At 74.4% G+C, this 26,699-nt stretch carries 20 protein-coding genes and 1 pseudogene; 12 read left to right on the top strand and 9 right to left on the bottom strand.

The genetic code is table 11. The features are described 5' to 3' along the window. Positions 1-32: 32 nt before the first annotated feature. On the bottom strand, positions 33-1,043 hold the full coding sequence (locus tag JAO84_RS01680) for a PHP domain-containing protein (RefSeq protein WP_370409707.1): 1,011 nt from the start codon (positions 1,041-1,043) through the stop codon (positions 33-35). Between the two features lie 32 nt (positions 1,044-1,075). Beyond that, complete coding sequence (locus JAO84_RS01675; protein ID WP_370409705.1) at positions 1,076-3,214, bottom strand: SpoIIE family protein phosphatase; 2,139 nt, start codon at positions 3,212-3,214, stop codon at positions 1,076-1,078. Between the two features lie 35 nt (positions 3,215-3,249). Between JAO84_RS01675 and JAO84_RS01670 the strand changes: the two genes are divergently transcribed. Beyond that, positions 3,250-6,714 (top strand): BTAD domain-containing putative transcriptional regulator, encoded by a 3,465-nt coding sequence (locus JAO84_RS01670; RefSeq protein WP_370416624.1) that lies wholly within the window; start codon positions 3,250-3,252, stop codon positions 6,712-6,714. Here the strand turns inward: JAO84_RS01670 and JAO84_RS01665 are convergent. Further along, a complete protein-coding gene (locus tag JAO84_RS01665) occupies positions 6,605-7,516 on the bottom strand; it encodes a siderophore-interacting protein (RefSeq protein ID WP_370409703.1) in 912 nt (303 codons plus the stop codon). The two genes, JAO84_RS01670 and JAO84_RS01665, sit on opposite strands and share 110 nt — an antisense overlap. Positions 7,517-7,735: 219 nt before the next feature. Between JAO84_RS01665 and JAO84_RS01660 the strand changes: the two genes are divergently transcribed. After that, entirely contained in the window at positions 7,736-7,945 is a 210-nt protein-coding gene (locus tag JAO84_RS01660; protein WP_265864188.1) for a hypothetical protein, read from the top strand. Between the two features lie 195 nt (positions 7,946-8,140). Further along, a complete protein-coding gene (locus JAO84_RS01655) occupies positions 8,141-9,331 on the top strand; it encodes an acyl-CoA dehydrogenase family protein (protein ID WP_370409701.1) in 1,191 nt (396 codons plus the stop codon). 59 nt (positions 9,332-9,390) lie between these two features. On the opposite strand, the pseudogene JAO84_RS01650 reads toward JAO84_RS01655, so the two are convergent. The 5 genes and pseudogenes from JAO84_RS01650 to JAO84_RS01630 all read right to left on the bottom strand — a co-directional run bounded on the left by JAO84_RS01650 (position 9,391) and on the right by JAO84_RS01630 (position 13,966). Beyond that, positions 9,391-10,198, bottom strand: a pseudogene (locus JAO84_RS01650) (helix-turn-helix domain-containing protein). Between the two features lie 107 nt (positions 10,199-10,305). Next, a complete protein-coding gene (locus JAO84_RS01645; RefSeq protein WP_370409699.1) occupies positions 10,306-11,115 on the bottom strand; it encodes an alpha/beta fold hydrolase in 810 nt (269 codons plus the stop codon). A gap of 129 nt (positions 11,116-11,244) precedes the next feature. After that, the gene (locus tag JAO84_RS01640; RefSeq protein WP_370409697.1) at positions 11,245-12,156 is read right to left on the bottom strand and encodes an ADP-ribosylglycohydrolase family protein; all 912 of its coding nucleotides are present in this window, start codon (positions 12,154-12,156) and stop codon (positions 11,245-11,247) included. A 50-nt stretch (positions 12,157-12,206) separates the two neighbouring features. Beyond that, positions 12,207-13,313, bottom strand: coding sequence for an ABC transporter substrate-binding protein (locus JAO84_RS01635; protein WP_370409696.1), 1,107 nt, complete (start codon positions 13,311-13,313; stop codon positions 12,207-12,209). A 50-nt stretch (positions 13,314-13,363) separates the two neighbouring features. Continuing rightward, positions 13,364-13,966: a TetR/AcrR family transcriptional regulator gene (locus JAO84_RS01630; protein ID WP_370409694.1), complete on the bottom strand. Its 603-nt coding sequence runs from the start codon at positions 13,964-13,966 to the stop codon at positions 13,364-13,366. Positions 13,967-14,168: 202 nt separating this feature from the next. On the opposite strand from JAO84_RS01630, the gene JAO84_RS01625 reads away from it, so the two are divergent. The 9 genes from JAO84_RS01625 (at position 14,169) to JAO84_RS01585 (ending at position 24,804) form a co-directional block, all read left to right on the top strand. After that, entirely contained in the window at positions 14,169-14,819 is a 651-nt protein-coding gene (locus JAO84_RS01625; protein WP_370409693.1) for a peroxiredoxin-like family protein, read from the top strand. A 137-nt stretch (positions 14,820-14,956) separates the two neighbouring features. After that, positions 14,957-16,231: a hypothetical protein gene (locus JAO84_RS01620; RefSeq protein WP_370409691.1), complete on the top strand. Its 1,275-nt coding sequence runs from the start codon at positions 14,957-14,959 to the stop codon at positions 16,229-16,231. 28 nt (positions 16,232-16,259) lie between these two features. Next, positions 16,260-16,715 carry a hypothetical protein gene (locus JAO84_RS01615; protein WP_370409689.1) on the top strand — a complete coding sequence of 152 codons (456 nt, stop codon included), beginning with the start codon at positions 16,260-16,262 and terminating at the stop codon, positions 16,713-16,715. A 39-nt stretch (positions 16,716-16,754) separates the two neighbouring features. Continuing rightward, positions 16,755-17,750: an oxygenase MpaB family protein gene (locus JAO84_RS01610; RefSeq protein WP_370409687.1), complete on the top strand. Its 996-nt coding sequence runs from the start codon at positions 16,755-16,757 to the stop codon at positions 17,748-17,750. Further along, positions 17,726-19,861, top strand: coding sequence for a tetratricopeptide repeat protein (locus JAO84_RS01605; protein WP_370409685.1), 2,136 nt, complete (start codon positions 17,726-17,728; stop codon positions 19,859-19,861). Before JAO84_RS01610 ends, JAO84_RS01605 begins: the two co-directional genes overlap by 25 nt. A gap of 40 nt (positions 19,862-19,901) precedes the next feature. Then, positions 19,902-21,473 (top strand): phytoene desaturase family protein, encoded by a 1,572-nt coding sequence (locus JAO84_RS01600; protein ID WP_370409683.1) that lies wholly within the window; start codon positions 19,902-19,904, stop codon positions 21,471-21,473. Between the two features lie 170 nt (positions 21,474-21,643). Continuing rightward, a complete protein-coding gene (gene tdh, locus JAO84_RS01595) occupies positions 21,644-22,672 on the top strand; it encodes an L-threonine 3-dehydrogenase (RefSeq protein WP_265864449.1) in 1,029 nt (342 codons plus the stop codon). A gap of 19 nt (positions 22,673-22,691) precedes the next feature. Continuing rightward, positions 22,692-23,891 carry a glycine C-acetyltransferase gene (locus JAO84_RS01590; protein ID WP_370409682.1) on the top strand — a complete coding sequence of 400 codons (1,200 nt, stop codon included), beginning with the start codon at positions 22,692-22,694 and terminating at the stop codon, positions 23,889-23,891. Positions 23,892-23,895: 4 nt separating this feature from the next. Beyond that, entirely contained in the window at positions 23,896-24,804 is a 909-nt protein-coding gene (locus JAO84_RS01585) for a LysR family transcriptional regulator (RefSeq protein WP_370409680.1), read from the top strand. Positions 24,805-24,833: 29 nt separating this feature from the next. Here JAO84_RS01585 and JAO84_RS01580 read toward each other — a convergent pair whose 3' ends face one another. Further along, on the bottom strand, positions 24,834-26,696 hold the full coding sequence (locus JAO84_RS01580) for a serine hydrolase (protein ID WP_370409678.1): 1,863 nt from the start codon (positions 26,694-26,696) through the stop codon (positions 24,834-24,836). Positions 26,697-26,699 lie beyond the last annotated feature (3 nt).

Here is a 26,699-nt window from a genome sequence, read left to right as displayed (position 1 = left end):
ACCGTACGTTCCTGCCCGGGCGGGGTCCGCCGTCACTCCCGCGTCCACGCCAACAGCGCCTCCACGTCCCATGTGTTGATGACCCGCTCCGCGGGCACCCCGCACTCCTCCGCCCGCGCGCAGCCGAGGATCTGCCACTCCAGCTGGCCCGGGGCGTGGGCGTCCGTGTCGATCGCGAAGTGGACACCGGCGGCGACCGCCCGGCGCAGCAACCGCCGTGGCGGGTCGAGGCGTTCGGGGCGGCTGTTGATCTCGACGGCCGTGCCGGACTCCGCGCAGGCGGCGAAGATCCGCTCCGCATCGAAATCCGACTCGGGGCGCAGCCGGCCGCCGCTCACCAGACGGCCCGTGCAGTGGCCGAGGACGTCCAACAGGGGGTTGCGGACGGCGCGTTCCATGCGCCGCGTCATGGCGCGGGAGTCCATGCGGAGCTTGGAGTGCACCGAGCCGACGACCAGGTCGAGCCGGCCGAGGAGCTCGGGCTCCTGGTCGAGGGAGCCGTCCTCCAGGATGTCGCACTCGATGCCGGTGAGGAGGCGGAAGGGCGCCCACTCCTCGTTGAGGCGGGCCACCACGTCGAGTTGCTCCCGCAGGCGGTCCGGGGAGAGCCCGCGGGCGACCTTCAGACTGGGGGAGTGGTCCGTGAGGACCGTCCACGCGTGGCCGATGCGGGCCGCGGTGCGGCCCATGTCCTCGATGGTGGAGCCGCCGTCCGACCAGTCCGAATGGACGTGGCAGTCGCCGCGCAGCGCCGCCCGCAGCGTCTCGCCGCCCTGTGCCTCGGGCACCGGGATCTCCCGCTCCAGGCGCTCCAGGTACTCGGGCACCCGCCCGGCGAGCGCCTCGCGCACCACGGCCGCCGTCTTCGGGCCGATGCCCTTGACCGACTCCAGGGTGCCGGCCGCCGCGCGTGCCGCGGTCGCCTCCGCACCGAGGGCGGTGACGGCGGCGGACGCGGTGCGGAAGGCCCGTACCCGATAGGTCGGGGCCTGTGAACGTTCCAGGAGGAACGCGATCCGTTCCAGCGCCGCCACCGGGTCCATCGCCCGCACCGCCCTCCGCTCGCCCGGGCCCGCTACCGGCCGCCCGTGGCACCGTTCGCCGTACGGCTTTCGTTCCCGTTTCCGTTCCCGCTCGCGTGCCTGTTTCCGTTGCCGTTCGCCGCGCCCGGCCCGATCTCGCACCAGACCGCCTTGCCCTCACCACGCGGCTCCACGCCCCACCGCGAGGCGATCGCGTCCATCAGGAGCAGCCCGCGTCCCGAGGTCGCCGCCTCGCCGGGCGTGCGGCGGCGCGGCCAGGCGCTCGACCGGTCCTGCACCGACAGGCGTACCCGGCGCACCGGTTCGGGCAGCACCTCCAGGGTGAGTACCGCGCCGCCCTCCGTGTGCAGCAGCACGTTCACCAGCAGCTCGCCCGTCAACAGCTCGGCGTCGTCGGCGAGTTCGGGCATGCCCCAGTCCACAAGCGCCTGCCCCACCGCCGCCCGCGCGTCCGACAGGCCCTGCGGGTCGGCCTGGTGGATGTACTGGTGGATGCGCGGCGCCTTCGGCGTGCCCGGGTCCGGGCTGCGCCGCAGCACAAGCAGCGCCACGTCGTCGCCCGAACCCCACCGCTCCCACAGCCGCTCCGACAGATGGTCGGCCAGCGCCTCCGCCTGCGGCGGCCCGCTGCCCACCGCCTCCGCGAGCGCCGCCAGCCCCGTCTCGATGTCCGTGCCGGGCTGCTCGACCAGACCGTCCGTGCACAGCACCAGCGTCTCGCCCGGCACCAGGTCGAGCCGGGTCTCCGGGAACTCCTCGTCGCCGAAGACCGTCGCCAGGCCCAGCGGCAGCCCGCCGCGCAGCTTCGGCCGTCCCACCCGCCCGTCGGTGTGCCGGATCAGCGGCCCCAGATGCCCGGCCCGCACCCCGCGCACCGTGCCCCCGGCCAGATCCACCTGTGCGTAGGTGCAGGTCGCGAAGCGGTTGGTGTCCAGCTCCGCGAGGAAGCGGGAGGCCCGGGCCAGGACCGTGGACGGGGCGTGGCCCTCGCCCGCGTACGCCCGCAGCGCGATCCGCAGCTGCCCCATGATCGCGGCGGCGTGCGTGTCGTGGCCCTGCACGTCGCCCACCACGACGCCGACCCGGCCGCGCGGCAGCGGGATCACGTCGTACCAGTCGCCGCCGACCTGCCGACCGCTCCACGCCGCGTGATAGCGCACCGCGATCTCGCCGCCGGTGATCTCCGGGATCCGCCGCGGCAGCATCGTGGCCTGCAGCCCCGTCGCCAGCTCCCGTTCCTCGTCGAAGAGGATCGCCCGCTGCAGCGACTGCGCCACGATCGCCGCGAGACCGAGCAGCAGATTGCGCTCGTCGGCGTTGAAGGTGCTGCGGCGCCGGTAGAACAGCGCCATCCCGCCCAGCGACCGGGCCTGCGCCACCAGCGGCAGATAGCAGGCCGACCGGAACGGCATGCGGTTCACGTACGGGGCCAGCTCCGGGAAGTCCTGCGCGAGGCTGAGGAACGAGGGCACGAACCGCGGCCGGCCGCTCAGCACCGTCTCCGCGAGCGGCAGCCCCCGGTCGAGCCGGCGGCTGCGGAAGTCCTCGAACGCCTCCAGGGATTCCCCGGTCAGCGCGATGAGATTGAGCGAACCGTGCTCCACCAGACCGAGCGCAAGACCCTCCGCGCCGAGCCGCGCGAGCCCGCCGGGCCCGGTCAGCGCGGCCGTCACGTCGTCCACGGTCACCGCCCGCGACAGCGCGTGCGTCGTACGCTCCACGATCGTCGTCTGCGCCTCGCGCCGCTTCTCCAGATCGAGCACGAACGCCGAGTGCGTCACCTCGGCCGTCGCGTCCCGCACGATCCCCACGATCCGGTGCGCCATCCCCGAATCCCGGCGCAGGATCCGCGCCTGCACATGCGTCCATTGGGGTGTACCGTCGGCCCGCTCCAGGCGCACATGGGCCGTGTACGAGGACCGGCCGCCGGTGATCGCGTCCCGGATCACCCGCTCCAGGCGCGTCCGTTCCGCCGGGTCCAGATCCTGTACGAGCGTCGACGGCCGCCCGTCGAACGCGTCCGGCGCCACGCCGAAGACCAGCAGCCCCGCGTCGTCGACATCGATGGTTCCGGTGTCGAGATCCCAGTCGAAACTGCCGGTGCGGTTCATGGCCAGGCGCTCGGTCGGCCCGATCTCGCCGCTGCGCCTGTTCCGCTCCTCATCGGTCATCCCACCCATTGTCGAACCGGCACCCCGCGCACGCCATGGCGCGGACGGCGCCACGCGGACGGATTCGGCAGAATGGGCCGGTGCAGTCGCCCCCGGACCCCGCCCCGCTCCACCACGTCCCCTATCGCGTCCTCGGCCCCGCCCGGGCCGTGCGCGCCGACGGCGACGACGCCCCGCTCAGGGGCGCCCGGCTCCGGGCCCTGTTCACCGCGCTGGCCGCGGCCGGCGGCCGGGCCGTCGCCCCCGACACCCTCATCGCCCAGGTGTGGGCCGACGACACCGACGAGGACCGTATCTCCGCCCTGCACGCCCTGGTCGGGCGGCTGCGCCGGGCCCTCGGCCGGGACGCCGTCGCCTCCGCGCCCGGCGGCTACCGCCTTGCCGCCGCCCCCGACGACATCGACCTCTTCCGCTTCGAACGGCTCGCCGACGAGGCGGTACGGGAGCTGGCCGCCGCCCGCCCCGAGCGTGCCGCGCACCTGCTCGACCTCGCCCTCGGGCTCTGGGACGGCCCCGCCCTCGCCGATCTGCCCGGACGCCCGGCCGACCCGCTCGCCGTACGGGCCGAGGCGCGCCGCGACCGCGCCCGGCGCGACCGGCTCGCCGCGGACGTCGCCCTCGGCCACGCGCAGGACACCCTCGCCCCGCTCGCCGCCCTCACCGCCGAACACCCCCTCGACGAGCCGCTGCAGGCGCTGCGGATCCGCGCCCTGCGCGCCGCGGGCCGCCCGGCGGAGGCCCTAGCGGCGTACGAGACGGTACGCCGCACACTCGCCGACCGCCTCGGCGCCGAACCGGGGTCGGAACTCATCGGGCTGTACGCGGAGTTGCTGGCCGGTGGCGGGGCCGCTGCTCCTGCGACCCCGCCCTCGGAGGTCCGGCGGCCGCTCCCGATGCCGCTGACCTCCTTCCTGGGCCGGGACGAGGAACTACGCGAACTGGCACAGGAGTTGACCCGGTCACGGCTCGTCACCCTCACCGGCCCCGGCGGTGTCGGCAAGACCCGCCTCGCGCTGGCGGCCGCCGGCGCCGTCGCGGAGGTTCGGGTCCATCTCGCCGAACTCGCCGCCGTACGCGAGGAGTCCGACGTTCCGGCGGCCGTCCTCACCGCCCTCGAAGCCCGCGAGACCCAGATCTGGAGCGGCTCCACCCTGCCGGACGCCCCTGACCACAACCCCCTTGCCACCCTCGTCGACCACTGCGCCCGCCGCCGTCTGCTTCTGGTCCTCGACAACTGCGAGCACCTGGTGGGCGCCGCGGCCGAACTGGCCGCGCTCCTCCTTGCCCGCTGCCCGGGTGTCACCGTCCTCGCGACGAGCCGTGAGCCGCTGGGTGTGCCGGGGGAGGTGCTGCGGCCGCTGGGCCCGCTGCCGGAGGAGACCGCGCTGCGGCTCTTCGCCGACCGCGGCGCGGCGGCCCGCCCGGGCTTCACGGTCGACGACGACCGGGACGCCGCGGCGGAGATCGTCCGCCGCCTCGACGGCCTCCCCCTGGCCATCGAACTCGCCGCCGCCCGCCTCCGCATGCTCACCCCCCGCCAGATCGCCGACCGCCTCGACGACCGCTTCCGCCTCCTCACCTCCGGCGCCCGCACCGTCCTGCCCCGCCAGCAGACCCTCCGCGCGGTCGTCGACTGGTCCTGGGACCTCCTCACCGCCCCCGAACGCGCCGTCCTGCGCCGCCTGTCCGTCTTCACGGGCGGCTGCGACCTGGAAGCGGCGGAGGCGGTCTGCGCGGAGGCGCCGAAGGCGCCGGCCGGAGGCTCGGCCGCCACCCCCGCCGACGTCCTCGACCTCCTCGGTTCCCTCGTCGACAAGTCACTCGTCGTCGCCACGCCCACCGACGCCGGGATGCGCTACCGCCTCCTGGAGACCGTCGCCGAGTACGCCGCCGAGCGGCTCGACGAAGCGGGCGACCGGGGCGCGGCCGAGCGGCGGCACCTGGTGCACTATCGGGAGCTCGCCCGGCTCACCGATCCGGAACTGCGCGGGCCTGGGCAGGCGTCGGCGCTCGCGCGATTGGAGGTCGAGCATGACAACGTGCGGGGGGCGTTGCGCACGGCCGTGCGGGTGGGGGCGGAGGAGGAGGCGCTGTGTCTTGTGCAGGCGATGAGCTGGTTCTGGCAGTTGCGGAACCATCATCACGACGCGCGGAGCTGGACGCGGGCGGCTGCCGCGCTCGGGCCCGACCCGTTCGCGGCGCCGGTGCGGCCCGCGGAGGCGTTCGAGGGGCGCTGCTGGGATGTGCCGCCGCCGTGGACGGGGGAGCGGTTGTGGGAGGCGCGGCGCGGTGGGCGGTTGCTCGCGCTCGCCACGGAGGGCGGTTCCGGGGCCACTGCGCTGGAGCGGCCGGAGACCCGGGCGCGCCTTGACGCGGTGATCGCCGCGTACCGGCCCGGGCTGCCGCAGGTGTCCCGGCATCCCGGGACGATGTGGTTCTTCGCGCAGCTGATGACGGGGCGGTTCGCCGGCCTCGACGAGACGCTGGCCGCCCTGGTCGCCGCCGCCCGCGCGCACGGCGAGGGTGACGGCGACGGCGCCGGTTGGGATCTGGCGTACGCGCTTCTCCTGCGCGCCAAGCTGCTGGGCGGCCAGGAGCGCGACGCGGAGGAGGCGCTGGCCCGGTTCGAGGAGGCCGGGGACTCCTGGGGGATCGCCGAGGCGCTGGCCGCGCGCGGCGAGACCTATGAGCGGGCCGGGCGCACCGCCGAGGCCGCCGCGGACTTCGCGCGGGCCGTCGACGCGGTCGCCCGCCTCGGTGCCCGCTCGCAGATCCCCGTGTTCAGGGCGCTCCTCGCCGCCGTACGGCTCCGCACCCCCGAGGTGGCGGAGGACCCGGCGGCGCGGGAGGCCGCCGAGCGGATGCTGGTCGAAGCGGCCGCGGAGTCCGGCGAGTCGGGCGTCGAGGCGGTCAGCACCGCCCGACTGCTGCTCGCCCAGCACTACGGCAACACGGGGCGCACCGGTCCCGCCCGCGACCAACTCCACCACATGCAGCAGGAGTTCAACGACATCACCCCCGGACTCTTCCAGGGCATGCTGAACGGCCTCGGCGGCTGGCTCGACTGCGTCGACGGACGGTACGCGGAGGCCGAGGCACGACTCGCGGGCGCCGTACGGGAGATGGAGGCGCTGGCGTACCTCGTGGCGCCCTGTCTGATCGTCACCCAGTTCGCCACCGCCGCCTGGGCCCTCGCCGGATCCGGGGCCGCCGAGGAGGGCGCACGGCTGCTCGGCGCGTACGACGCCCACCGCGGCACCTCCGGCGGCGCGGGCATCCGCCCGCTCACCGCCACCACCGAGACCTCGGTGCGCGCCCACGCGGAGCGGGACCTGCGCGCCGCCCTCGCGCCGGAGGTGTTCGCCGTGCGGTACGAGGAGGGCGCGGCGCTCACCGTACGGGAGGCGGCCCGGCGGGTCCGGGAGCCCGCTCGGCGTGCAGCGCGAGCCGTTCCCGGGCCTCCGCCAGGTCCTCCGGGGTCGGCGCGTCGTCCTGAGTGAGGCGGCGGCGCCAGTACCCGGCGAAGTCGATGGCCCGCCGGTCGGTCCCGCGCTCCGCGACCAGGTGCCGCCGCAGTGCCCGTACGGCCCCGGCCTCGCCGGCCAGCCACGCGTACGGCGCGCCCGCCGGCAGCCCGCCCGCCGCCCGTACCGCCGACACCGCGGGCCCGGGCCCCTCCCCGTACAGCCAGTGCACGGTCAGGTCCCCGGCCGTCGGCAGCGGCTGCCGCTCCTCCGGCCCGGCGACCTGGACGAAGGCGACGGCCCGGTGCCCGGGCGGCAGGGCCCGGACGACCGTGGCCAGGGCGGGCAGCGCGCAGGCGTCGGCGACGAGCAGCGCCCAGTCGCCGGACCCCGGGTCGACGGGCGCGGCGAACAGGTCCGACGGCCCGAACATCCCCAGTACGTCCCCGACCCGCGCACCCCGCGCCCACCGTGTCGCCGGCCCGTCCGCGCCACCACCCCCATGGAGGTGGAAGTCGATGTCGACGGTCCCGGCCTCCGCGTCGTGCGCCCGGACCGTGTAGCTCCGCATCCACGGCCGCCGCTCCTCCGGGATCGCCGCGAAGGCCCCGTACCAGCGCATCACGTCCCCGCCCGGGTCCGGCGACGGCAGCTCCGGCTCCGGCTGCCCCGGGCGCGGGAAGTACAGCTTCACCTGCGCGTCGGGCCGGTCGAGCGGCGCGCCGGTCAGCGACGGGTCGCCGAGGGTGACCCGTACCATCCGCGGGGTGACCGCGCGGACGCCCGTCACCCGCACCCGGCGCAGGGGGAAGGCGGTGTCGCGGCGTTGTGTCGTCATGGGGGCTCCCTTTCCGGGCTCGCGGACTCCACGGTCTCCACGGTCTCCGCGGGCTCGCGTTCTCGTGCCCCCACACTCCCGGCCGCGACCGACACGCCGCCGACACGCGACCGACACGACCGGGTCCCGGGCCCGGGACCGGGCCCGGATGCGGGGGCGCGACCGGGACACGAGAATGGCGAGTGCCTGCAGAACATTGCAGAAGAGGAGGCTCGCGGCATGAACGGTGACACCGACAAGACGTCCCGGGGGGTCGGGGGGGACCGCCCGACACCCGACCGGCTGCTCCACGCGGGGTCCGAGGGCGAGTACACGGCCGAGGACGTCGTCCTCGCGTCCGGCCGTGACGTGAATCCGAAGAACATCGCCTGGGCCGAGCGGCGCATGGCGGAGAAGGGGCAGGCCTGCATGGACGAGCTGCTCCCCTGAGGAGCGCTCGGCCCCCGCTCCCGGGGGCGGCGGAACGGCCCGTCCGGGATCGGCCCGTCCGGCATCGGCCCGTCCGAGACGGGCCCGTGCCGGATCGGCCCGTCCGGGATCGGCCCCGCACGGGCCTTCCGCATTTATGGAACACGTTCTACCGTGGCGCACCACCGCGCGGAGCCACCTGCCACGGGAGACGCCATGCACCTCGAGTACACGCCCGCCCAGCACCGCCTCCGCGCCGAGCTGCGCGCGTACTTCGCCGAGCTGGTCCCCGAGGACGTGCACGCCCGGTATGCCGACCCCGCCTCCCAGAAGCGCTTCTACCGCGAGACCGTGCGCCGGCTCGGCGCCGACGGCTGGCTGGGGGTCGGCTGGCCCACCGAGTACGGCGGGCGCGGCCTGACCCCGATGGAACAGTTCATCTTCTTCGACGAGGCCGCCCAGGCCGGCGTGCCGCTGCCGCTGATGGCCCTGAACACCGTCGGGCCGACGATCATGCAGTTCGGCACGGACGAGCAGAAGGCCTCCTTCCTGCCGAAGATCCTCTCCGGCGAGATCGACTTCGCGATCGGCTACAGCGAGCCCGACGCCGGCACCGACCTCGCCGCGCTCAAGACCCGGGCCGTCCGCGAGGGCGACGAGATCACCGGGCACTACACGGTCGACGGGCAGAAGATCTGGACCACCAACGGCGACACCGCCGACTGGGTCTGGCTCGCCGTCCGCACCGACCCGGCCGCCCCGCCGCACAAGGGCATCACCATGCTGCTGGTGCCGACCAGCGACCCCGGCTACTCCTGCACCCTCATCAACACCCTCGCCTCCCACGACACCACCGCGAGCTACTACGAGAACGTCCGCGTCCCCTGCTCGCGCCGGGTCGGCGAGGAGAACAAGGGCTGGCGGCTGATCACCAACCAGCTCAACCACGAGCGCGTCACGCTCGCCGCCCACGGCACCATGGCCATTCGCGCCCTCCACGACGTCCAGCGCTGGGCCGCCGACACCAAACTCGCCGACGGCCGTCGCGTCCTCGACCTCGGCTGGGTCCGCCGCACCCTGGCCCGCACCCACGCCCGCCTCGACGCGATGAAACTCCTCAACTGGCAGATGGTGAACGCCGTCCAGCACGGCACCCTCACCCCCCAGGACGCCTCCGCCGTCAAGGTCTACGGCTCCGAGGCCCGCCGCGACGCCTACGCCGCCCTCATGGAGGTCACCGGCGCGGCCGGCGCACTCAAGGAGGGCTCCGCCGGCGCGGTCCTCCACGGCGAACTCGAACGCGGCTACCGCTCCGCCGTCATCTTCACCTTCGGCGGCGGCAACAACGAGATCCAGCGCGAGATCATCTCCTGGATCGGCCTGGGCATGCCCCGCGTCCGCCGCTGACGGTCATCCGGCCGGGCACGGGCTGAGAGACGATGCCTCGTCTCTCGTGGGATCTCAGCTCACTTCGCCGGAACCTGATGGATCGGAGACGTCGACGGTGTCAGGTCCGCGAACGAGGTCGGCCACGCGACGTCATCGATGGCGAGCCACGGCGCAGCGGCTACGGCGGTGGGTGTCACCCCGGTGAACGCTTTGACCTCGCGGTGGAGGTGGGCCTGATCGACGTAGCCGCCTTCGGCCGCCACCTGGGCGGCGGTGTTACCCGCCGCGAGGAGATGGGCGGCGTGATCGAAGCGCACCAGCCGGGCGGCGTGCTTGGGCGTGAGGCCGATCTGGGACCGGAAGCGGGACCACAGGCGCTGACGGCTCCATCCCACCTCGCTCGCAAGGCTGTCGACGCGCACCCGTCCCCGGCCGGTGCGCATCAGCCACCAGGCAGCGGCGACCTCTGGATCGAGCGACGGGCGGGCGCTCATCCGTCGGCCAAGGGCATCCGCTGCGATCGTGAACCGCTCGTCCCACGACGCGGCGGCCCGCAGCCTCTCCTCGGTTCTCCCGGCATCGCGGCCCCAGACATCCTCCAAGGAGACCACCGTCCCGCTGAGGTCGGTCGATGCTCCGAACACCGCAACCGCCAGGACCGGCGACAACCGGATCTGGAGGCACTCGATCCCCCCCGGCCGCCCGGCCCCCGAGCCGAAGGTCGCCCGGTGCCAGTCCAACGACCGTGCTGCCGCATCCGCGCCGGCCGTGGGCGTCGTGGACAAGGCTGTCTCCGTCGCTCAGGTCCACGAACAGAGTGACTGAGGGGTGCACGACCATGGCGATATCCACGCGCGCCGGAGCGCGCTGGCGGAACCCAGCCATGCTGACTCCCGGCAGCCGACCCGGTTGCCGGGGCACGACGACCTCCACCGACGCCCAGTCAGGTGGTGATTCGGCGGACTTCACAGCACCAGGCTAGGCGATGGGTGTCAGCGGCCCGTCGCTGCGAAGTGCAGCAGCAACTCGCTGGTCGTCTGCGGCGCTTCGAGCATGGGGAAGTGCCCGACGTCGGGCAGCTGCTCGACTCGCGCGTTCGGCACCGTGTCGTAGTGGTGCGCCGAAGACGGATCCCAGCGGGGGTCGGCAGCGCCGAAGATCACCAGAACCGGGACGTCGAGTGCGGTCAGGCGCGCGGGTACGCTCCGCTCGGCGATGTACGCGCTGTTGTGGCGCAGCACCGTCCTGAACGTGCGGTAACCGATGCCCCGTACGTCGGCGACCAGGTCGTTCGGGACGTCCACCGGGCGGTTGCACACCGCGGTCACCCCCCGGCGGAGCATCGCGTCGGAACGGACCCTCCATAGAAGCGGGCCGAGCGGCGGCTCGATCAGGGCCCGAAGGAAGACGGGCTGCGGAAGGAGCGCGTCGGGACTCGGGCCAGTGCTGATCAGTGCGAGCGAACCCACCAGGTCCGGGCGCTGTTCGGCGAGGGCGGTGGCGATGTAACCGCCGCTGGAGTGCCCGGCCACGGTGACCGCACGAAGGCCGAGCTCATCGAGCGCCTCGGCCAGCCTGGCTGCCTGCTCAGGCACGTCGTACGACGGCGCGGGGGGGGACTGACCGTGGCCCGGGAGGTCGATCCGGATGACGTGATACCGGCCGGCCAGTGCCGGCATTATCGGGCCCCAGCAGCTGCCCGAGGCCCCCGATCCGTGGATGAGCACGAGCGGCGGCGCCTCCCGCGGGCCGTCGTGGGCCACGTGCATCCCGTGCACATGCTTACCGTCGTAGATAGCCATACCCGGGAGGATGCCGGGGCTGCCGGCCCTCGGTCTTGTACAAATGTCGTCACGGGGCCGAGCATCGCCAGGACTTCCGTCTCCCGGCGAGCGGCACTTCCGCGAAAGCCAGGCCGTTTGAAGAGAAGCTCACAAGGGATTGCCGACCTGCAGCGGCTCGCGGGCCGCGTGCCAGGCGGGCGGGAGGGCGGCGACGCCGGTGCGGGCGGCGATGATCCCGCCCGCGATGGCACAGGTGGTGTCGATGTCGCCGCGGCCCGCGACGGTGCTCCAGAGGCCCTCGTGGAGGTCGTCGAGGTGGGTCGCCGCGCACCAGAGGGCGTACGGGACGGTGTCGGGGCCCGACATGCGGTAACCGGAGCCCAGGACCTCGGCGGCGTGCCGGACGGAGGTGTGCGCGGTCATCCGGGCCGCGATCCGTACGCCGGACCGGACGTCGCCGACGGGGAGCCGTTCGGCGACGGCGTGGAGGAAGTCCGGGCGCGCGGGGGCGGTGGCCCCGCGGCTGCGGGTGGCCAGTGCGGCGGCGACGGCGACCGCCACCGCCCCGGAGACCGCCTCCGGGTGGTGGTGCGAGACGGCACTCTGCCGGGCGGCCTGCTCGGCGACGGCGTCGAGGTCGTCGCCGAGCCAGGCGCCGAGCGGAGCCACCCGCATGGCCGCTCCATTCCCCCAGGACCCCATGCCCTCGAACTGCCCGGCGACCACCTCACGCCACGCCTCGCCCGCGCCGATCCGGCGCAGTACGTCGTGCATCGAGGCCCCGTAGCCGCGGTGGGTGTCGGCGGAATAGGCCTCGGCGAGCCGCTGGGCGAGGCGGTCCTGGTCGACGGTGCCGGCGCCCTCGGCGAGTTCCCGGACGAGGACGAGCGCCTGGGCGGTGTCGTCGCTCCAGCGCCACAGCGGCTCCGGGGGCGGGGTCCGGGTCTCCAGGGCCGCCGGTCCCTCGCGGCGCAGGATGCCGAACCAGCGGTCACCGAAGGCATCGCCGAAGGCGAGCCCGGACAGCGAGTCGAGTGCGGCGGCAGGCAGGGTGGTCATCGGGGGAGTATCACAGGACAACGGCGGCCCAGGCACGGGGATTTCGGCGATCAGAGCGTGTGGCGGACGCGGACCCGGAAGCGGCTGGGGTCCGCCGGGTCGCGGTCGACGACCTGGATCGGCGCACCGGCCCACTGCCAGACGCCGATGCCCGGCACGCGGGAGAAGCGGATCGGGCCCCGGGTGCCCTCGACGGCGACCTTCGCCCAGGCCGCCGGGGCGAGGCGGGTCCGGTCCGGGCCGTGGGCGCGCAGGAGTTCGGCGAGGACGACACCCGTGTCGTACCCCTCGAAGGCCACGAACGAGGGCTCCTCGGCGAGCTGTTCGCGCAGGGCCGCCGCCACGCGAGCGCCGAGCGAGGTGAGGCCTTCGGGAAGGTCGGGCAGATAGCGCAGGAAGGGGATCCCGGCGCCGTCCGCGCCCAGCAGCGAGGCCCAGGAAGGGAGTTCGGGCTGACCGGCCGGGGCGCCGAGGAGGATGCCGGCGAGGCGTTCGTCGCGGCGGACGGCCCGGACGAGGGGGACCGCGGGCTCCGGGTGGCCGACGAGGAGCAGCAGGGCCGAAGCGTCGTGGGCGACGAGCGCGTCGCACACGCCCTCGGGGCCGAGGCCGCGCGCGTCGAGGACGACGACCTCGCCGTCGTACCGGGCGAGGTGCTCGCGCAGGATGCGGATGCCGGACTCCCAGTAGACGCTGGGGTCGGCCGCCACGGCGATCCGGCGCCGGCCCGCGCCGAGCCGGTCGAGGAGGAAGTCCGTGAAGAACCGCCAGCCGCGCGACTGGGGTGGGGCGATGCGCGCCACCCACTCCGTGGGGTGGTCGGTGAGCGCGTCGAGCACCGCCGACGAGCAGAGGAACGGCAGGCCGAGGGCGTCGGCCCGGGCGGCGGCCGCGCGTGCCACCACGCTGTGGTACTCGCCGGCCAGCGCGGCCACGCCCAGGCCGGCCAGTTCGTCCACGGCCGCCGCGGCCCGCGCCGGATCGGCCGCGGTGTCGCGGACCAGCAGTTCCAGCGGGCGCCCGTCGATGCCGCCGGCCGCGTTGGCGTCGCGTACGGCCAGGTCGAGGCCGGCGAGGAGGTGCCGGCCCGCCTCGGCCCAGCCGGGCGGGGTCAGCGGGGCGAGGGCGCCGATCCGGACGGCGGGTGAAGTGTGCATGCGTGCAGTCTCCCGAGGGCGGTCAGAAACGGGTGTTCACCAACGCGCGGTCACGAACGGGCGGCCGGCGCGGCGAGCGGGGCGAGGGCGGCTCGTACGGAGTCGGCGAGGTCGGCGGCGTCGGCACCCGCGCGTGAGCGCAGGTTGACGCCGTACGCGAGGAGGGCGAGCACGCCGGCCGCGGACGCGGGATCGACGCCCGGCGCGAGCTGTCCCCGCTCCGCCGCGCCGAGCAGGGCCGTGTGCAGCGCCTCGCGCAGCCACTCGTGGTGCGCGTCGAGCAGGGCGCGCACCTCGGGGTCGCCGTTCTCCGCACCGGCGTGGGCGTTGACGACCAGGCAGCCCCAGCGGGCGTACGGCCCCGAACAGCGCACCTCGATCAGCGAGTCGAAGAACGCGACGAGCGCCGGCAGGCCGCGTCCGTCCTCCGCGAGGTGCCGGAAGGCGGGCCGGGAGTGCAGGTCTGTGTAGCGGTTCAGGGCAGCACGGTAGAGGGCCTGCTTGTCGCCGAAGGTGGCGTAGAGGCTGGAGCGGTTGACGCCGGTCGCGGTCACGATGTCCTGGACACCGGTCGAGGCCGCACCCCGCTGCCAGAAGAGCCGCAGGACGGTCTCCAGGGTCGCGTCCGGATCGAAGTGCTTGACGTCCGCCATGTGCGCCCCCGCCCACCCTTCCAGCCGAAATCTTGAAACAGCGGTTCCAAGATAGACGGCCCGTCGACGCCCGGGCACCCCCCGAATCCTGTCGGGACCTGGCGCGGGCCGTCCCCCGTCGCTATCTTGAAACGGTCGTTCCAAGTTCTGATTCGGAGCTGGCGCTCCGTCATGTATCGATCGACCCTGAGGAGTTGTGTTCATGTCCCAACTCAACGCCGAGCTGCGCGCCGTCCACGAGGCGCGCGGTGAGCGCATCCCCGCCGAGATCCTGGCCGTCATGGACCGGGCAGGCGCCGAACTCGCCGCCTCCGGACAGACCGGGCGCGCCCTGGCCGTCGGCGACACGGCCCCGGGCTTCACGCTCGCCTCCGCGACCGGCGGGGCCGTCTCCCTCGACGAACTGCTCGCCGACGGCCCCGTCGTGCTCACCTTCTACCGCGGCGCCTGGTGCCCCTACTGCAACCTCGCCCTGCGCGCCCTGCAGCAGCACCACGAGCAGATCACCGCGCGCGGCGCGCGCCTGGTGGCCGTCTCCCCGCAGGTGCCCGACGAGTCGCTCTCCCTCACCGAGAAGCACGCCCTCGCCTTCGACGTCCTCAGCGACCTCGGCTCGGACACGGCCCGGCGGTACGGCCTCGCCTTCGACCTCTCCGACGAACTGGCCGCCGTCTACGAACGCCTCGGCTTCGACCTCCAGCGCGTCAACGGCGGCCACCCGCGCACCCTGCCGCTGCCCGCGACCTATGTCGTCGACCGCGTCGGCACCGTCCGCTGGGCCTTCGTGAACACCGACTACGCGCTGCGCGCCGAACCCTCCGACATCCTCGCCGCGCTCGACACCCTCGCCTGATCCGCAAGAGAGGAGATGCGGCACACTGGCGCGGTTCGATCACGAGCTTGCGGCACGAGCCGGTGAGAAGCCGGTGCGAAGCCGGTGACAAGCCCGTGACGAGCCCCTTCTTCCGATTCCGCAGAGGAGCCGCGCCCTTGAGCATCACCGTCCCAGGACAGATAGACATCGCGGGCCCGGTGGGCAAACTGCTCCACCGGCGCCCGCTCCACAACTCCACGGTCATGCAGTCCTTCGGCATCGACCCCGTCTCCGGCGACGTCTTCGTCCTGCAGATCATGGACGGCGGGCTCCAACTGCCCGACGAGTCCGCGCCGGTCGACTACGCCACCCGCAAGACCCACGGCGACCTGTGCCTCACCCGCCTCCGCCCGACCGGCGCGATCGCCGGCCACATGTATCTGCGCGGATTCGGCCACGGCGTCAACCTCGGCGTGGAGAACCGCGCCGGGGCGATCTGGCTGTGGACCGAGGCCGCCTCCACGCCCAACAGCAAGAACGAGGGGTACGGCACCGCCGTCGTCTCCTTCTCGTACGCCGACGGCGACGTCGTCGACTCCGGCACCGCCCGCCACACCCCGGCCTACACCCCGGACCCCGCCGCTCGGTTCCTCACGCCCACGATCGACCACGGCGCCGGCGAACTCGTGCTCCGCTACAGCCTCGACGGCGCGATGAACTTCGCGCGCTACGACCTCGCCAGGGCGGCGGCCGGGGACTGGCAGGAACTCCAGCGGATCGTGCCCGTCGTCCCCGCCGACGGCACCGACTTCCAGGGGTACGCGTCCCACGCCGGCGTCCTCTACACGCTCAAGGGCCAGAGCCTCGACACCGTGCCGCTGCCCGGCAACACCTACCTCACCGCCTTCGAGTGGGCCACCGGCGCCCAGCTCGACCACCGGCACATCACCGCGGGCCCGGGACTCGCCTGGCGCGAGGCGGAGGGCATGGCCGTCTCCGTCCGTGACGGCGTCCCGCACCTGCACTTCGGCTTCGCCTGCGAGAACCCAGGCCCGCGCACCTGCACCGTCCTGTCGCTCTCCGCCGCGCCCGAGACCGACGGCGTCAAGGTCCTCACCGACTGGCAGCCGCTCGCGCTCGCCGCCGGCGTGAGCGCCGACCAGCACACCCCGCGGGCCCGCCTGATCAGCCTCGCCGGCACCACCACGCTGCAGTTCTCCGGCGGGGTCCGGGGCCCCTTCACCACCGACACCGTGCTCGGCACGCTGCCCGACGCGCTCGTCCCCAGCGTCACCGCCCGCGCCACCGTGCCCACCGGCGACACCCCCGGCGGCCCCGCCGTCGCCCGCGTCGAGGTCGGCTCCGACCGCGCCGTCCGCCTCTACGGCGCCCGCACCACCGCCCCGATCGCCTGGGCCCAGCTCGACGCCTTCAGCGCCGTCTGGCGCTAGCCCTTCCCCCACGCACACAAGGAGCCCCATGTCCCACAACCGCCGCAGCGTCCTCGGCGCCGCCCTCGCCCTGCCCGCCGCCCTCACCATCGGCGGCCTCGCCGCCGCGACCCCGGCCGCCGCCGAGGCCGGCACCGTCGACGCCGGGGCCTGGACCCCGCTCGTCCTGGAGCCCGGGATCACCCCCAACGCCGCCGCCGTGCCCGAGGTACGGCTCGTCACCATCGCCGGCACCACCTTCCTCCAGGCCCGCGGGCTGATCACCTGCAACCTCACCGCCGACACCAAGGTCGGCCGGCTGCCCGACGGCTTCGCCCTCCCCACCGCGTACGTGCGCGCCACCGCGCCCCGCAACAACAGCCAGGGCGTCAACGCCTGCCGCTTCGAGATCAACACGGCCGGCTCGGTCACCCTCTTCGGCGCCAACACCGGCAACCCGATCACCTGGGTGCAGTTCGACTCCGTCCAGACGGTCTGGCACTGACCGTTCCCCGTCCGGGCCCGCCGGTTCTAGCCTGAAGGCATGCGGACCCCAGGCGGCAGCGCGGCGGACCCCGGAACCGGACCCGGACCCGAGGACGGCCGGGCGGGCGACCCCGGACTCTTCGGCCCCGGATCCGTCACCTGGCAGATCCACAGCGACCCCGTCATGTGGATCGGCGGGGTGCGCGCCCTGTACCTGCAGGCGCTGCACCCCGCCGCCGTCCGCGGCGTCATGATCAACAGCGACTTCCGCAAGGACGCCTGGGGCCGCCTCATGCGCACCGCGAGCTTCGTCGGCACGCTGAGCTACGGCACCACCGAGGCCGCCGAGGCGGCCGGCGCCCGGGTCCGCAGGATCCACCGGCTGCTCGGCGTGGACGATCCCGAGCTGCTGCTCTGGGTGCACTGCGCCGAGATCGACTCGTACCTCCACGTCGTCCGCCGCTCCGGCATCCCGCTCACCGACGCCCTGGCCGACCGCTACGTCGACGAACAGCGCACCGCCGCCCGGCTCGTCGGCCTCGACCCCGGGCAGGTGCCGGACAGCACCGCCGCCCTCGACGCGTACTTCGTCGAGATCCGGCCACGGCTCGCCGCCGGGGAGGACGCCCGCACCGTGGACGACTTCCTGCGCCGGCCCCCGGTCCCGCCCGCGCTCGTGCCCGCGCGCGAGGTGTTCTGGCGGCGCGTGTCCGCCCTCGCGTACGACTCCCTGCCCCCGTACGCCCACGAGCTGTACGGCAGGCCCGCGCCGCCCGCCGAGACCGTCACCCGGCGCCTCACCGCCACGGCCAATCTGCTCCGCTGCGTCCCCGGCCGGCTCCGCTGGCGGCTGCCGCCCCGGCACATCCTGCGCGCGATGGACCGGCTGGGACCGGAGACCCGACCCGCGCCGTACAGACTGTCGGAGGGGGCAGCCATACTGGACGCGCCGGGAAAGGGGCGGCACCACATCGGGGCGGACCGGCATCACAACGGGGCAGACGGGGACGACGGGGGCGACAGCACGCGATGGCGGACACGGACACCAGGCTGATCCAGGGCCGGTACCGGCTGCACGAGGTGATCGGCCGCGGCGGCATGGGCGAGGTCTGGCGGGCCACCGACGAATCCCTCGGCCGGCACGTCGCCGTGAAGTGCCTGCGCCCCCTCGGCCAGCAGCGCGACCCGGCCAACCTCACCGTGCTGCGCGAGCGCTTCCGCCGCGAGGCCCGGGTGGCCGCCGCGCTCCAGCACCGCGGCATCACCGTCGTGCACGACTTCGGCGAGCACGAGGGCGTGCTCTTCCTCGTCATGGAGCTCCTGGAAGGGCGCAATCTCAGCCAGCTGCTCAGCGACAACCGCAAGCAGCCGCTGCCCGTGCCCGAGGTCGTCGACATCGCCGAACAGGTCGCCGACGCCCTCGCCTACACCCACCGCCAGGGCGTGGTGCACCGCGACCTCAAGCCCGCCAACATCGTGCGGCTCGGCGACGGCGGCACCGTCAAGATCTGCGACTTCGGGATAGCGCGCCTCGGCGCCGACATCGGCTTCACCTCCCGCCTCACCGGCACCGGCATCGCCATGGGCACCCCGCACTACATGAGCCCCGAGCAGATCGGCGGCGGCGAGGTCGACCACCGCAGCGACCTGTACTCGCTGGGCTGCGTGCTCTACGAGATCGCCACCGGCGTCCCGCCCTTCGACCTGGACGACACCTGGGCCATCCTCATCGGCCACCGCGACACCGTGCCCGCGCCGCTGCGCAGCCACCGCGCCGAACTCCCCGGCTATCTCGACACGCTCGTCCTCGACCTGCTCGCCAAGACCCCCGAAGGGCGCCCCTCCGACGCCGCCGAGCTGCGCGACCGGCTCGCCTCCGGCCGCAGCAGCGGCGCCTGGACCCTGCCGCCCCCGGCGGCGCCCGCCCTGCCGCCGTGGGCCCGCGCCCTCGGCACCGGCCGCCCCGCCACGTCCGCGCTCCCCGCCCGGCCCGCCGTGCCCGGTCAGGAGGCCGCCGCCGCGCTCACCGTCGCCTGGACCCGCACCCCCGGCTCCGACGGGCCGGACCGCACCGCCGCCGGCGCCAGCCCCGAGCTGGTCGCCGTCCTCGCCGGCCGGCACCGGGCCGGCCTCGGCCTGGGCCGGCTCGGCCGCTGGCAGGAGGCCGCCGACCTGCTGCGCACCGTCGAGCACGAACGTGCCCACGTCCTGGGCGCCGACCACCCCGACACCCTCGCCAGCGGCTACGAGCTGGGCTTCGCCCTCGCCCGGCTCGGCCGACCCGCCGAGGCGCTGCGCCGCTTCGAGACCGTCGCCGAGGGCCGCGCCCGTACGCTCGGCCCCGACCACGCCGACACCCTCGCCGCCCGCCAGGAGACCGGCTATGTGCTCGGCGGCCTCGGACGGCACACCGAGGCGTACGCGGTGTACGAGTCGGTGCTCGCCGCCCGCGAGCGCACGGCCGGCCCCGACCACCCGGACACCCTGCGCTGCCGGCACAACCTGGCGTACACCCTCGGCCGGATCGGACGCGTGCCCGAGGCGTACGCGGCGGCCCGCGAGGTCGCCGACGCCCGCGCCCGGCTGCTCGGCGCCGACCACCCCGACACCCTGGCCACCCGGTACGAGGTGGGGCACGCCCTCGGCGGGCTCGGCCGCTGGGCCGACGCGCTCGCCGAGTACCGCAAGGTCGCCGAGGCCCGCGCCGGGGCGCTCGGCCCCCGGCACCCCGACACCCTCAACGCCCGCTACGAGGCGGGGATCTGCCTCGGCCGGCTCGGGCGCGCCGCCGAGGCCGAGGAGCTCTACCGCGCACTCGTCACCGCCCGCGCGAGCACCGAGGGCCCCGAGCACCCGGAGACCCTGCGCGCCCGGCACGGCCTGGGCGTGAACCTGGGGCGCCTCGGGCGCTGGGACGAGGCCCTGGCCGAGGCCCGGGAGGTCGCCGGGATCCGCGCCCGGGTGCTCGGCGCGGACCATGCCGACACCCTCGCCAGCCACCGCGAGACCGCCATCGCGCTGGGCTGGCTGGGCCGCTGGGAGGAGGCGCTCGCCGTGCACCGCCAGGTGACGGAGGCCCGCACCCGGACGCTCGGCCCGGACCACCCGGCCACCCTCACGGCCCGCGCGGACGAGGCGCACTGCGAGCAGAACATCCCGCTGTAGGCCCTCTGGTGGGACCGGCGGGGAGGTGTTAGCAAGAGGCATGACAGCTTCCGCTTCCTCGCCCGCACCCGAGACGTCCTCCTACGACGCCGTCATCGTCGGCGGCGGTCACAACGGCCTGGTCGCCGCCGCCTACCTCGCCCGCGCCGGGCGCAGCGTGCTCGTCCTGGAGCGGCTCGACCACACCGGCGGCGCCGCCGTCTCCACCCGGCCCTTCGCCGGGGTCGACGTACGCCTGTCCCGCTACTCGTACCTCGTCTCGCTGCTGCCCGAGAAGATCGTGCGCGAGCTCGGGCTGCGGTTCGCCGTGCGGAAGCGTTCCGTCTCCTCGTACACCCCCTACGGCGCGTCCGGCCTCCTCGTCGGCGGCGACCGGGAGCGCACCCGTGCCTCCTTCGCCGCGCTCACCGGCTCCGACCGCGAGTTCGAGGCCTGGGAGGCCTTCTACGGGCGCACCGCCCGCGCCGCCCGCCGGATCTTCCCCACCCTCACCGAGCCGCTGCCGACCCGCGAGGGCCTGCGGACGCTGGTCGACGACCCGGAGACCTGGGCGATGCTCTTCGAGCAGCCCCTCGGCGTCGCCGTCGAGAAGCACTTCGCCGACGACCTGGTGCGCGGGGTCGTCCTCACCGACGGACTCATCGGCACCTTCGCCGACGCCCACGACCCCTCGCTGCTGCAGAACCGCTGCTTCCTCTACCACGTGATCGGCGGCGGCACCGGCGACTGGGACGTGCCCGTCGGCGGCATGGGCGCGCTCACCGACGCGCTCGCGGACGCCGCCCGCGCCGCCGGCGCGACCCTCCTCACCGACCACGAGGCCACCCGGATCGAGACCGACGGCACCCGCGCCGAGGTCACCTTCCGCACCGCCGACGGGGAGGGGGTCGTCGGCGCCCGCCACGTCCTGGTGAACGCCTCCCCGCAGGCGCTCGCCGCCCTCCTCGGTGACCCCGCGCCCACCCCCGCCGAGGGTGCCCAGCTCAAGGTCAACATGGTGCTCACCCGGCTGCCCCGGCTCCGCGACCGCTCCGTCGACCCGCGCGAGGCCTTCTCCGGCACCTTCCACATCGCCGAGGGGTACGGGGAGCTGGCCGCCGCCCACGCCGAGGCGGCCGCCGGACGGCTGCCCACCGCGCCGCCCTCGGAGACCTACTGCCACAGCCTCACCGACCCGACCATCCTCGGCCCCGAGGCCGCCGCCCGCGGCTACCAGACCCTCACCCTGTTCGGCCTGCACGCGCCCGCCCGGCTGTTCGCCGCCGACCCGGACGGCGCCCGCGAAGCCCTCCTCAAGGCCACCCTCGACCAGCTCGGCGCGCGCCTCGACGAGCCGATCGCCGACTGCCTGGCGCGCGACGCCGACGGCCGGCCCTGCGTCGAGGCCAAGACCCCGCTCGACCTCGAACGCGAACTCCGGCTGCCCGGCGGCCACATCTTCCACCGCGACCTGTCCTTCCCGTACGGGGCGGAGGGCGGCGGCCGCTGGGGCGTCGAGACCGACCGGGCCAACGTCCTGCTGTGCGGCGCGGGCGCCGTGCGCGGCGGCGGGGTCAGCGGAGTGCCCGGCCACAACGCCGCCATGGCGGTGCTCGAAGCGGCGGCCGGTTGACCCCGGCGACCGCCCCGCCAGCGGCGTGAAGCTGATCTGCGAGTGCGCTTAAGAAATCCTCGATGGACCATGGCTCCCGACGGACGGAAGATTTTCTTCCAGGGATCTTGGGCGCTTCGCCGCGCCCGGACCCGGCACATCACAGGACACGTACGTCGGGAGCCGTGACATTGAAGGCACTGGTCAAGCAGAAGGCGGAGCCGGGACTCTGGCTCACGGACGTGCCCGAGCCGGAGTACGGCCCCGGTGACGTCCTCATCAAGGTCAAGCGGACCGGAATCTGCGGCACCGACCTGCACATCCGCTCCTGGGACGGCTGGGCGCAGAAGACCATCGCGACCCCGCTGACCCTCGGCCACGAATTCGTCGGCGAGGTCGTCGACACCGGCCGCGACGTCGCCGACATCAACGTCGGCGACCTGGTCAGCGGCGAGGGCCACCTGGTCTGCGGCAAGTGCCGCAACTGTCTGGCCGGCCGCCGCCACCTCTGCCGCGCCACCGTCGGCCTCGGTGTCGGCCGCGACGGCGCCTTCGCCGAGTACGTCGTCCTGCCCGCGTCCAACGTCTGGGTGCACCGGGTCCCCGTCGACCTCGACGTCGCCGCGATCTTCGACCCCTTCGGCAACGCCGTGCACACCGCCCTCTCCTTCCCGCTGGTCGGCGAGGACGTCCTGGTCACCGGCGCCGGCCCGATCGGCATCATGGCCGCCGCCGTCGCCAAGCACGCCGGCGCCCGCCACGTCGTCATCACCGACGTCAGCGAGGAGCGCCTGGACCTCGCCCGCAAGACCGGCGTCTCGCTCGCGCTCAACGTCGCCGAGCAGACCATCGCCGACGGCCAGCGCACCCTCGGCCTCAAGGAGGGCTTCGACGTCGGCCTGGAGATGTCCGGCAACCCGCGCGCGATGCGCGACATGGTCGCCAACATGACCCACGGCGGCAAGATCGCCATGCTCGGCCTGCCCAGCGAGGACTTCGCCGTCGACTGGGCGCGGATCGTCACCTCGATGATCACCATCAAGGGCATCTACGGCCGGGAGATGTTCGAGACCTGGTACGCCATGTCGGTGCTCCTGGAGGGCGGGCTCGACCTGTCCCCGGTGATCACCGGCCGCTACGACTACCGCGACTTCGAGGCCGCCTTCGACGATGCCGCCTCCGGCAAGGGCGGCAAGATCATCCTCGACTGGACCGTCTGAGACCCGGGAGCTCCCTGACATGTTCGACTCCGTACGCGACGACATCCGCGCCACCCTCGACGAGATCCGGCAGGCCGGCCTCCACAAGCCCGAGCGCGTCATCGGCACCCCCCAGTCCGCGACCGTCGAGGTCACGGCCGGCGGCCGCCCCGGCGAGGTGCTGAACTTCTGCGCCAACAACTACCTGGGCCTCGCCGACCACCCCGACGTGATCGCCGCCGCCCACGCCGCCCTGGACCGCTGGGGCTACGGCATGGCCTCGGTCCGCTTCATCTGCGGCACCCAGGAGGTCCACAAGGAGCTCGAGGCGCGTCTGTCGCGGTTCCTCGGCCAGGAGGACACGATCCTCTACTCCTCCTGCTTCGACGCCAACGGCGGCGTCTTCGAGACCCTGCTCGGCGCCGAGGACGCGGTCATCTCCGACGCCCTCAACCACGCCTCCATCATCGACGGCATCCGCCTCTCCAAGGCCCGCCGCTTCCGCTACGCCAACCGCGACATGGCCGACCTGGAGCAGCAGCTCAAGGAGGCGAACGAGGCCGGCGCCCGGCGCAAGCTGATCGTCACCGACGGCGTCTTCTCCATGGACGGCTACGTCGCGCCGCTCGGCGAGATCTGCGACCTGGCCGAGCGCTACGACGCCATGGTCATGGTCGACGACTCGCACGCCGTCGGCTTCGTCGGCCCCGGCGGCCGCGGCACCCCCGAGCTGCACGGCGTCATGGACCGCGTCGACATCATCACCGGCACCCTCGGCAAGGCCCTCGGTGGCGCGTCCGGCGGCTATGTCGCGGCCCGCGCCGAGATCGTCGCCCTGCTGCGCCAGCGCTCGCGCCCGTACCTCTTCTCCAACACCCTCGCCCCGGTGATCGCCGCCGCCTCCCTCAAGGTCATCGACCTCCTGGAGTCCGCCGGCGACCTGCGCGAGCAGCTCAACGCCAACACCGAGCTGTTCCGCCGCCGGATGACCGAGGAGGGCTTCGACATCCTCCCCGGCGACCACGCCATCGCGCCCGTCATGATCGGCGACGCCGCCGAGGCCGGCCGCATGGCCGAGCTGCTCCTGGAGCGCGGGGTGTACGTGATCGGCTTCTCGTACCCGGTGGTGCCGCAGGGCGCGGCGCGCATCCGCGTGCAGCTGTCCGCCGCGCACTCCACGGAGGACGTGAACCGGGCGGTCGACGCGTTCGTCGACGCGCGCGCCGCCCTGCGAGACTAGGGGCATGATCGAAGCGCGGCGGCTGCACATCCTCCGGGCGGTGGCCGACCACCGTACCGTCACGGCGGCTGCCGCCGCGCTCTATCTCACCCCCTCCGCGGTCTCCCAGCAGCTCGCCGCCCTGGAGCAGGAGACCGGCCACCGGCTGGTGGAGCGGAGCGCCAAGGGCGCCCGGCTCACCCCCGCCGGGGAGATCCTGCTGAGCCACGCCAACGCCGTCCTGGCCCAGCTGGAACGGGCCGAGGCCGAGCTCGCCGCGTACGGCTCGGGCGAGGCCGGCACCGTCACGGTGGCCGCCTTCGCCACCGGCATCGGCCTGGTCGTCGCCCCCGCCATCGGCTCCCTCGCCCGCACCGCGCCCGGCATCCGGGTGCGGGTCCAGGACGCCGAGGGCGACGAGAGCCTGCTCATGGTCCTGGACCGGCAGGTCGACGTGGCGGTCGCCGTCGAGTACCGGGGCGCGCCCGGCGAGGACGACGCCCGGCTCACCCGCGTCCCGCTCTACGCCGAGCCCTTCGACGTCGTCCTGCCGCCGGACCACGCCCTCGCCGACCGCGAACGGATCGCCCTCGCCGACCTCGCCAAGGACCCCTGGATCGGCCAGTCCGCCGGCAACCCCTGCCACGACGTCACCGTCCTCGCCTGCGAGTACGCGGGCTTCGCGCCCCGCCTGGAACACGTCTCCGACGACTTCCGCGCCGTCGTCGCCCTGACCGCCGCCGGCGCCGGCGTGACCCTCGTCCCGCGCTCCGCCCTCCTCGGCACCGACCTCACCGGCGTCGTCGTCCGGCCGGTCGACGGCGTCGCCCCCACCCGCCGCGTCTTCGCCGCGGTCCGCCGGGGCGCGGAGACCCACCCCCTGATCCGCCCCGTCCTGGACGCGCTGAAGGAAGCGGCGGAACCCAGCCTGTAACCGCCTGGAGGCAGCGGCGCGGACCCGGCTCAGTCCGCCGACGCCGTCCACCCCGTCGCCTCGATCCGGGACCGGTCCGCCGGGCGGGACTCGTCGAACAGCGGGCGGCCCGAGGTGTCCAGGAGGCGGATCGCGTCCACGTACACACCGCGGCCGACGTAGCGGCGGTCGGTGGTGGAGCGCCAGCGGAGGCGGGGCGGGGTGGGGGAGGAGGGGGTGAGATCGGCGGTGAGGTCGGCGGTGAGGCGGTGCCAGCGGCGGCCGGACCAGCCGGTGAGGGAGCCGGTGGGGTGGTCCTCGGCGGGGTCGGCGGGGGCGGCGGTGGTGAAGGGGACGGGGGCCCAGGTCGTGCCGCCGTCCGTCGACGCCTCCAGGACGGCGGCGTCCGCGCCGGGTTCGGTGTCCCACCAGACGGCGCACTCGAAGCGGGTGGCGCCCGGCACTTCGGGGAGCGTGAGGGTCGCGGTGGTGGCGCTGGTCATGCCGGAGAACCAGGCGGTACGGCCCCGGGCCGGGCGGACCGGCACCGCGCGGGCCAGCGCGTCGGCGGTGGCGACCCGGGGCGCGGAGCCGGAGCGCCAGGTGCGCACCGGGTGGACCGAGTTGCCGAGGACGACCAGGAAGGAGTCGGTCGTCGGGTCCAGGACCAGGCTGGTGCCGGTGAATCCGGTGTGGCCGGCCGTGCGCGGGGTGGCCATCGCGCCCATGTACCAGTGCTGGTAGAGCTCGAAGCCGAGCCCGTGCTCGTCGCCGGGGAACGCGGTGTTGAAGTCGGTGAACATCAGCTCGACGGAGGCGGGGGACAGGATCCGGGCGTCCCCGTACGCACCGCCGTTGAGCAGCGTGCGGGCGAGGACCGCCAGGTCCCACGCGGTCGAGAACACCCCGGCGTGCCCGGCCACCCCGCCCATCCCGTACGCGTTCTCGTCGTGCACCTCGCCCCACACCATGCCCCGGTCGAGCCCGGACCACGGCAGCCGCGCGTCCTCGGTGGCGGCGATCCGCGGCCGCCACGAGAGCGGGGGATTGAAACGCGTGCGGTGCATCCCGAGCGGAGCGGTGATCTCGGTTCGGAGCAGCTGATCCAGAGTGCGACCGGTGATCTCCTCAAGGACCAGCTGCAGCGTGATCAGATTCAGGTCGGAGTACAGATAGACCGTGCCCGGCGGGTTCGCCGGCTTCTCGTTCCACAGCAGCCGCAGCTGCCCCTCCCGGCTCGGCTCCTTGTAGAGCGGGATCCAGGCCCGGAACCCCGAGGTGTGGGTGAGCAGCTGACGGACCGTGACATCCTGCTTGCCGCCGGCCCCGAACTCCGGCAGATACGCCGTGACCCGCTCCTCCAGGACCAGCGCCCCGCGCTCGATCTGCTGCACCGCGAGCAGCGAGGTGAACAGCTTGGAGACCGAGGCCAGATCGAAGACGGTGTCCTCGCGCATCGGGATCTGCTCGTCGGCCGGCAGCTCCACCCCGGTGTCGGTCTTCTCGTCGTACGCCGCGTAGCGGACCGCCGAGCCGATCGGGCGGTGCAGCGCCACCGTCCCGCCCCGCCCGGCGAGCAGCACCGCGCCCGCGTACCAGGGGTGGGTGGGGGAGGGGCGCAGGAAGGATTCGGCCTCCGTGACGAGCCGGTCCAGGTGTGCGGGCAGCAGCCCGGCCCGCTCGGCGGACCCGCGCGCCAGCGTCGTCCGCCGCGCCTCACCGGCCGCCCCGCCGGCCGGGCCGCCGCCCCCGCCGGCCCCCGGATCGGGAGCGGCCGCGGCCCCCGGCACCGTACCGATCATCAGCGCACCTCCCAGCGCGAGCAGTCCACCGCCGAACGCCCGGCGGCTCGGTCCCGTGCCGCCGTACGCGTACCCGTGTCCGTACCCCGGTGTTCTCGTCGTCTCCGTCATGCC

It is taken from the genome of Streptomyces fradiae, from assembly GCF_041270065.1.
GTDB lineage: Bacteria > Actinomycetota > Actinomycetes > Streptomycetales > Streptomycetaceae > Streptomyces.
This window is presented reverse-complemented; position numbering and strand designations above follow the sequence as displayed.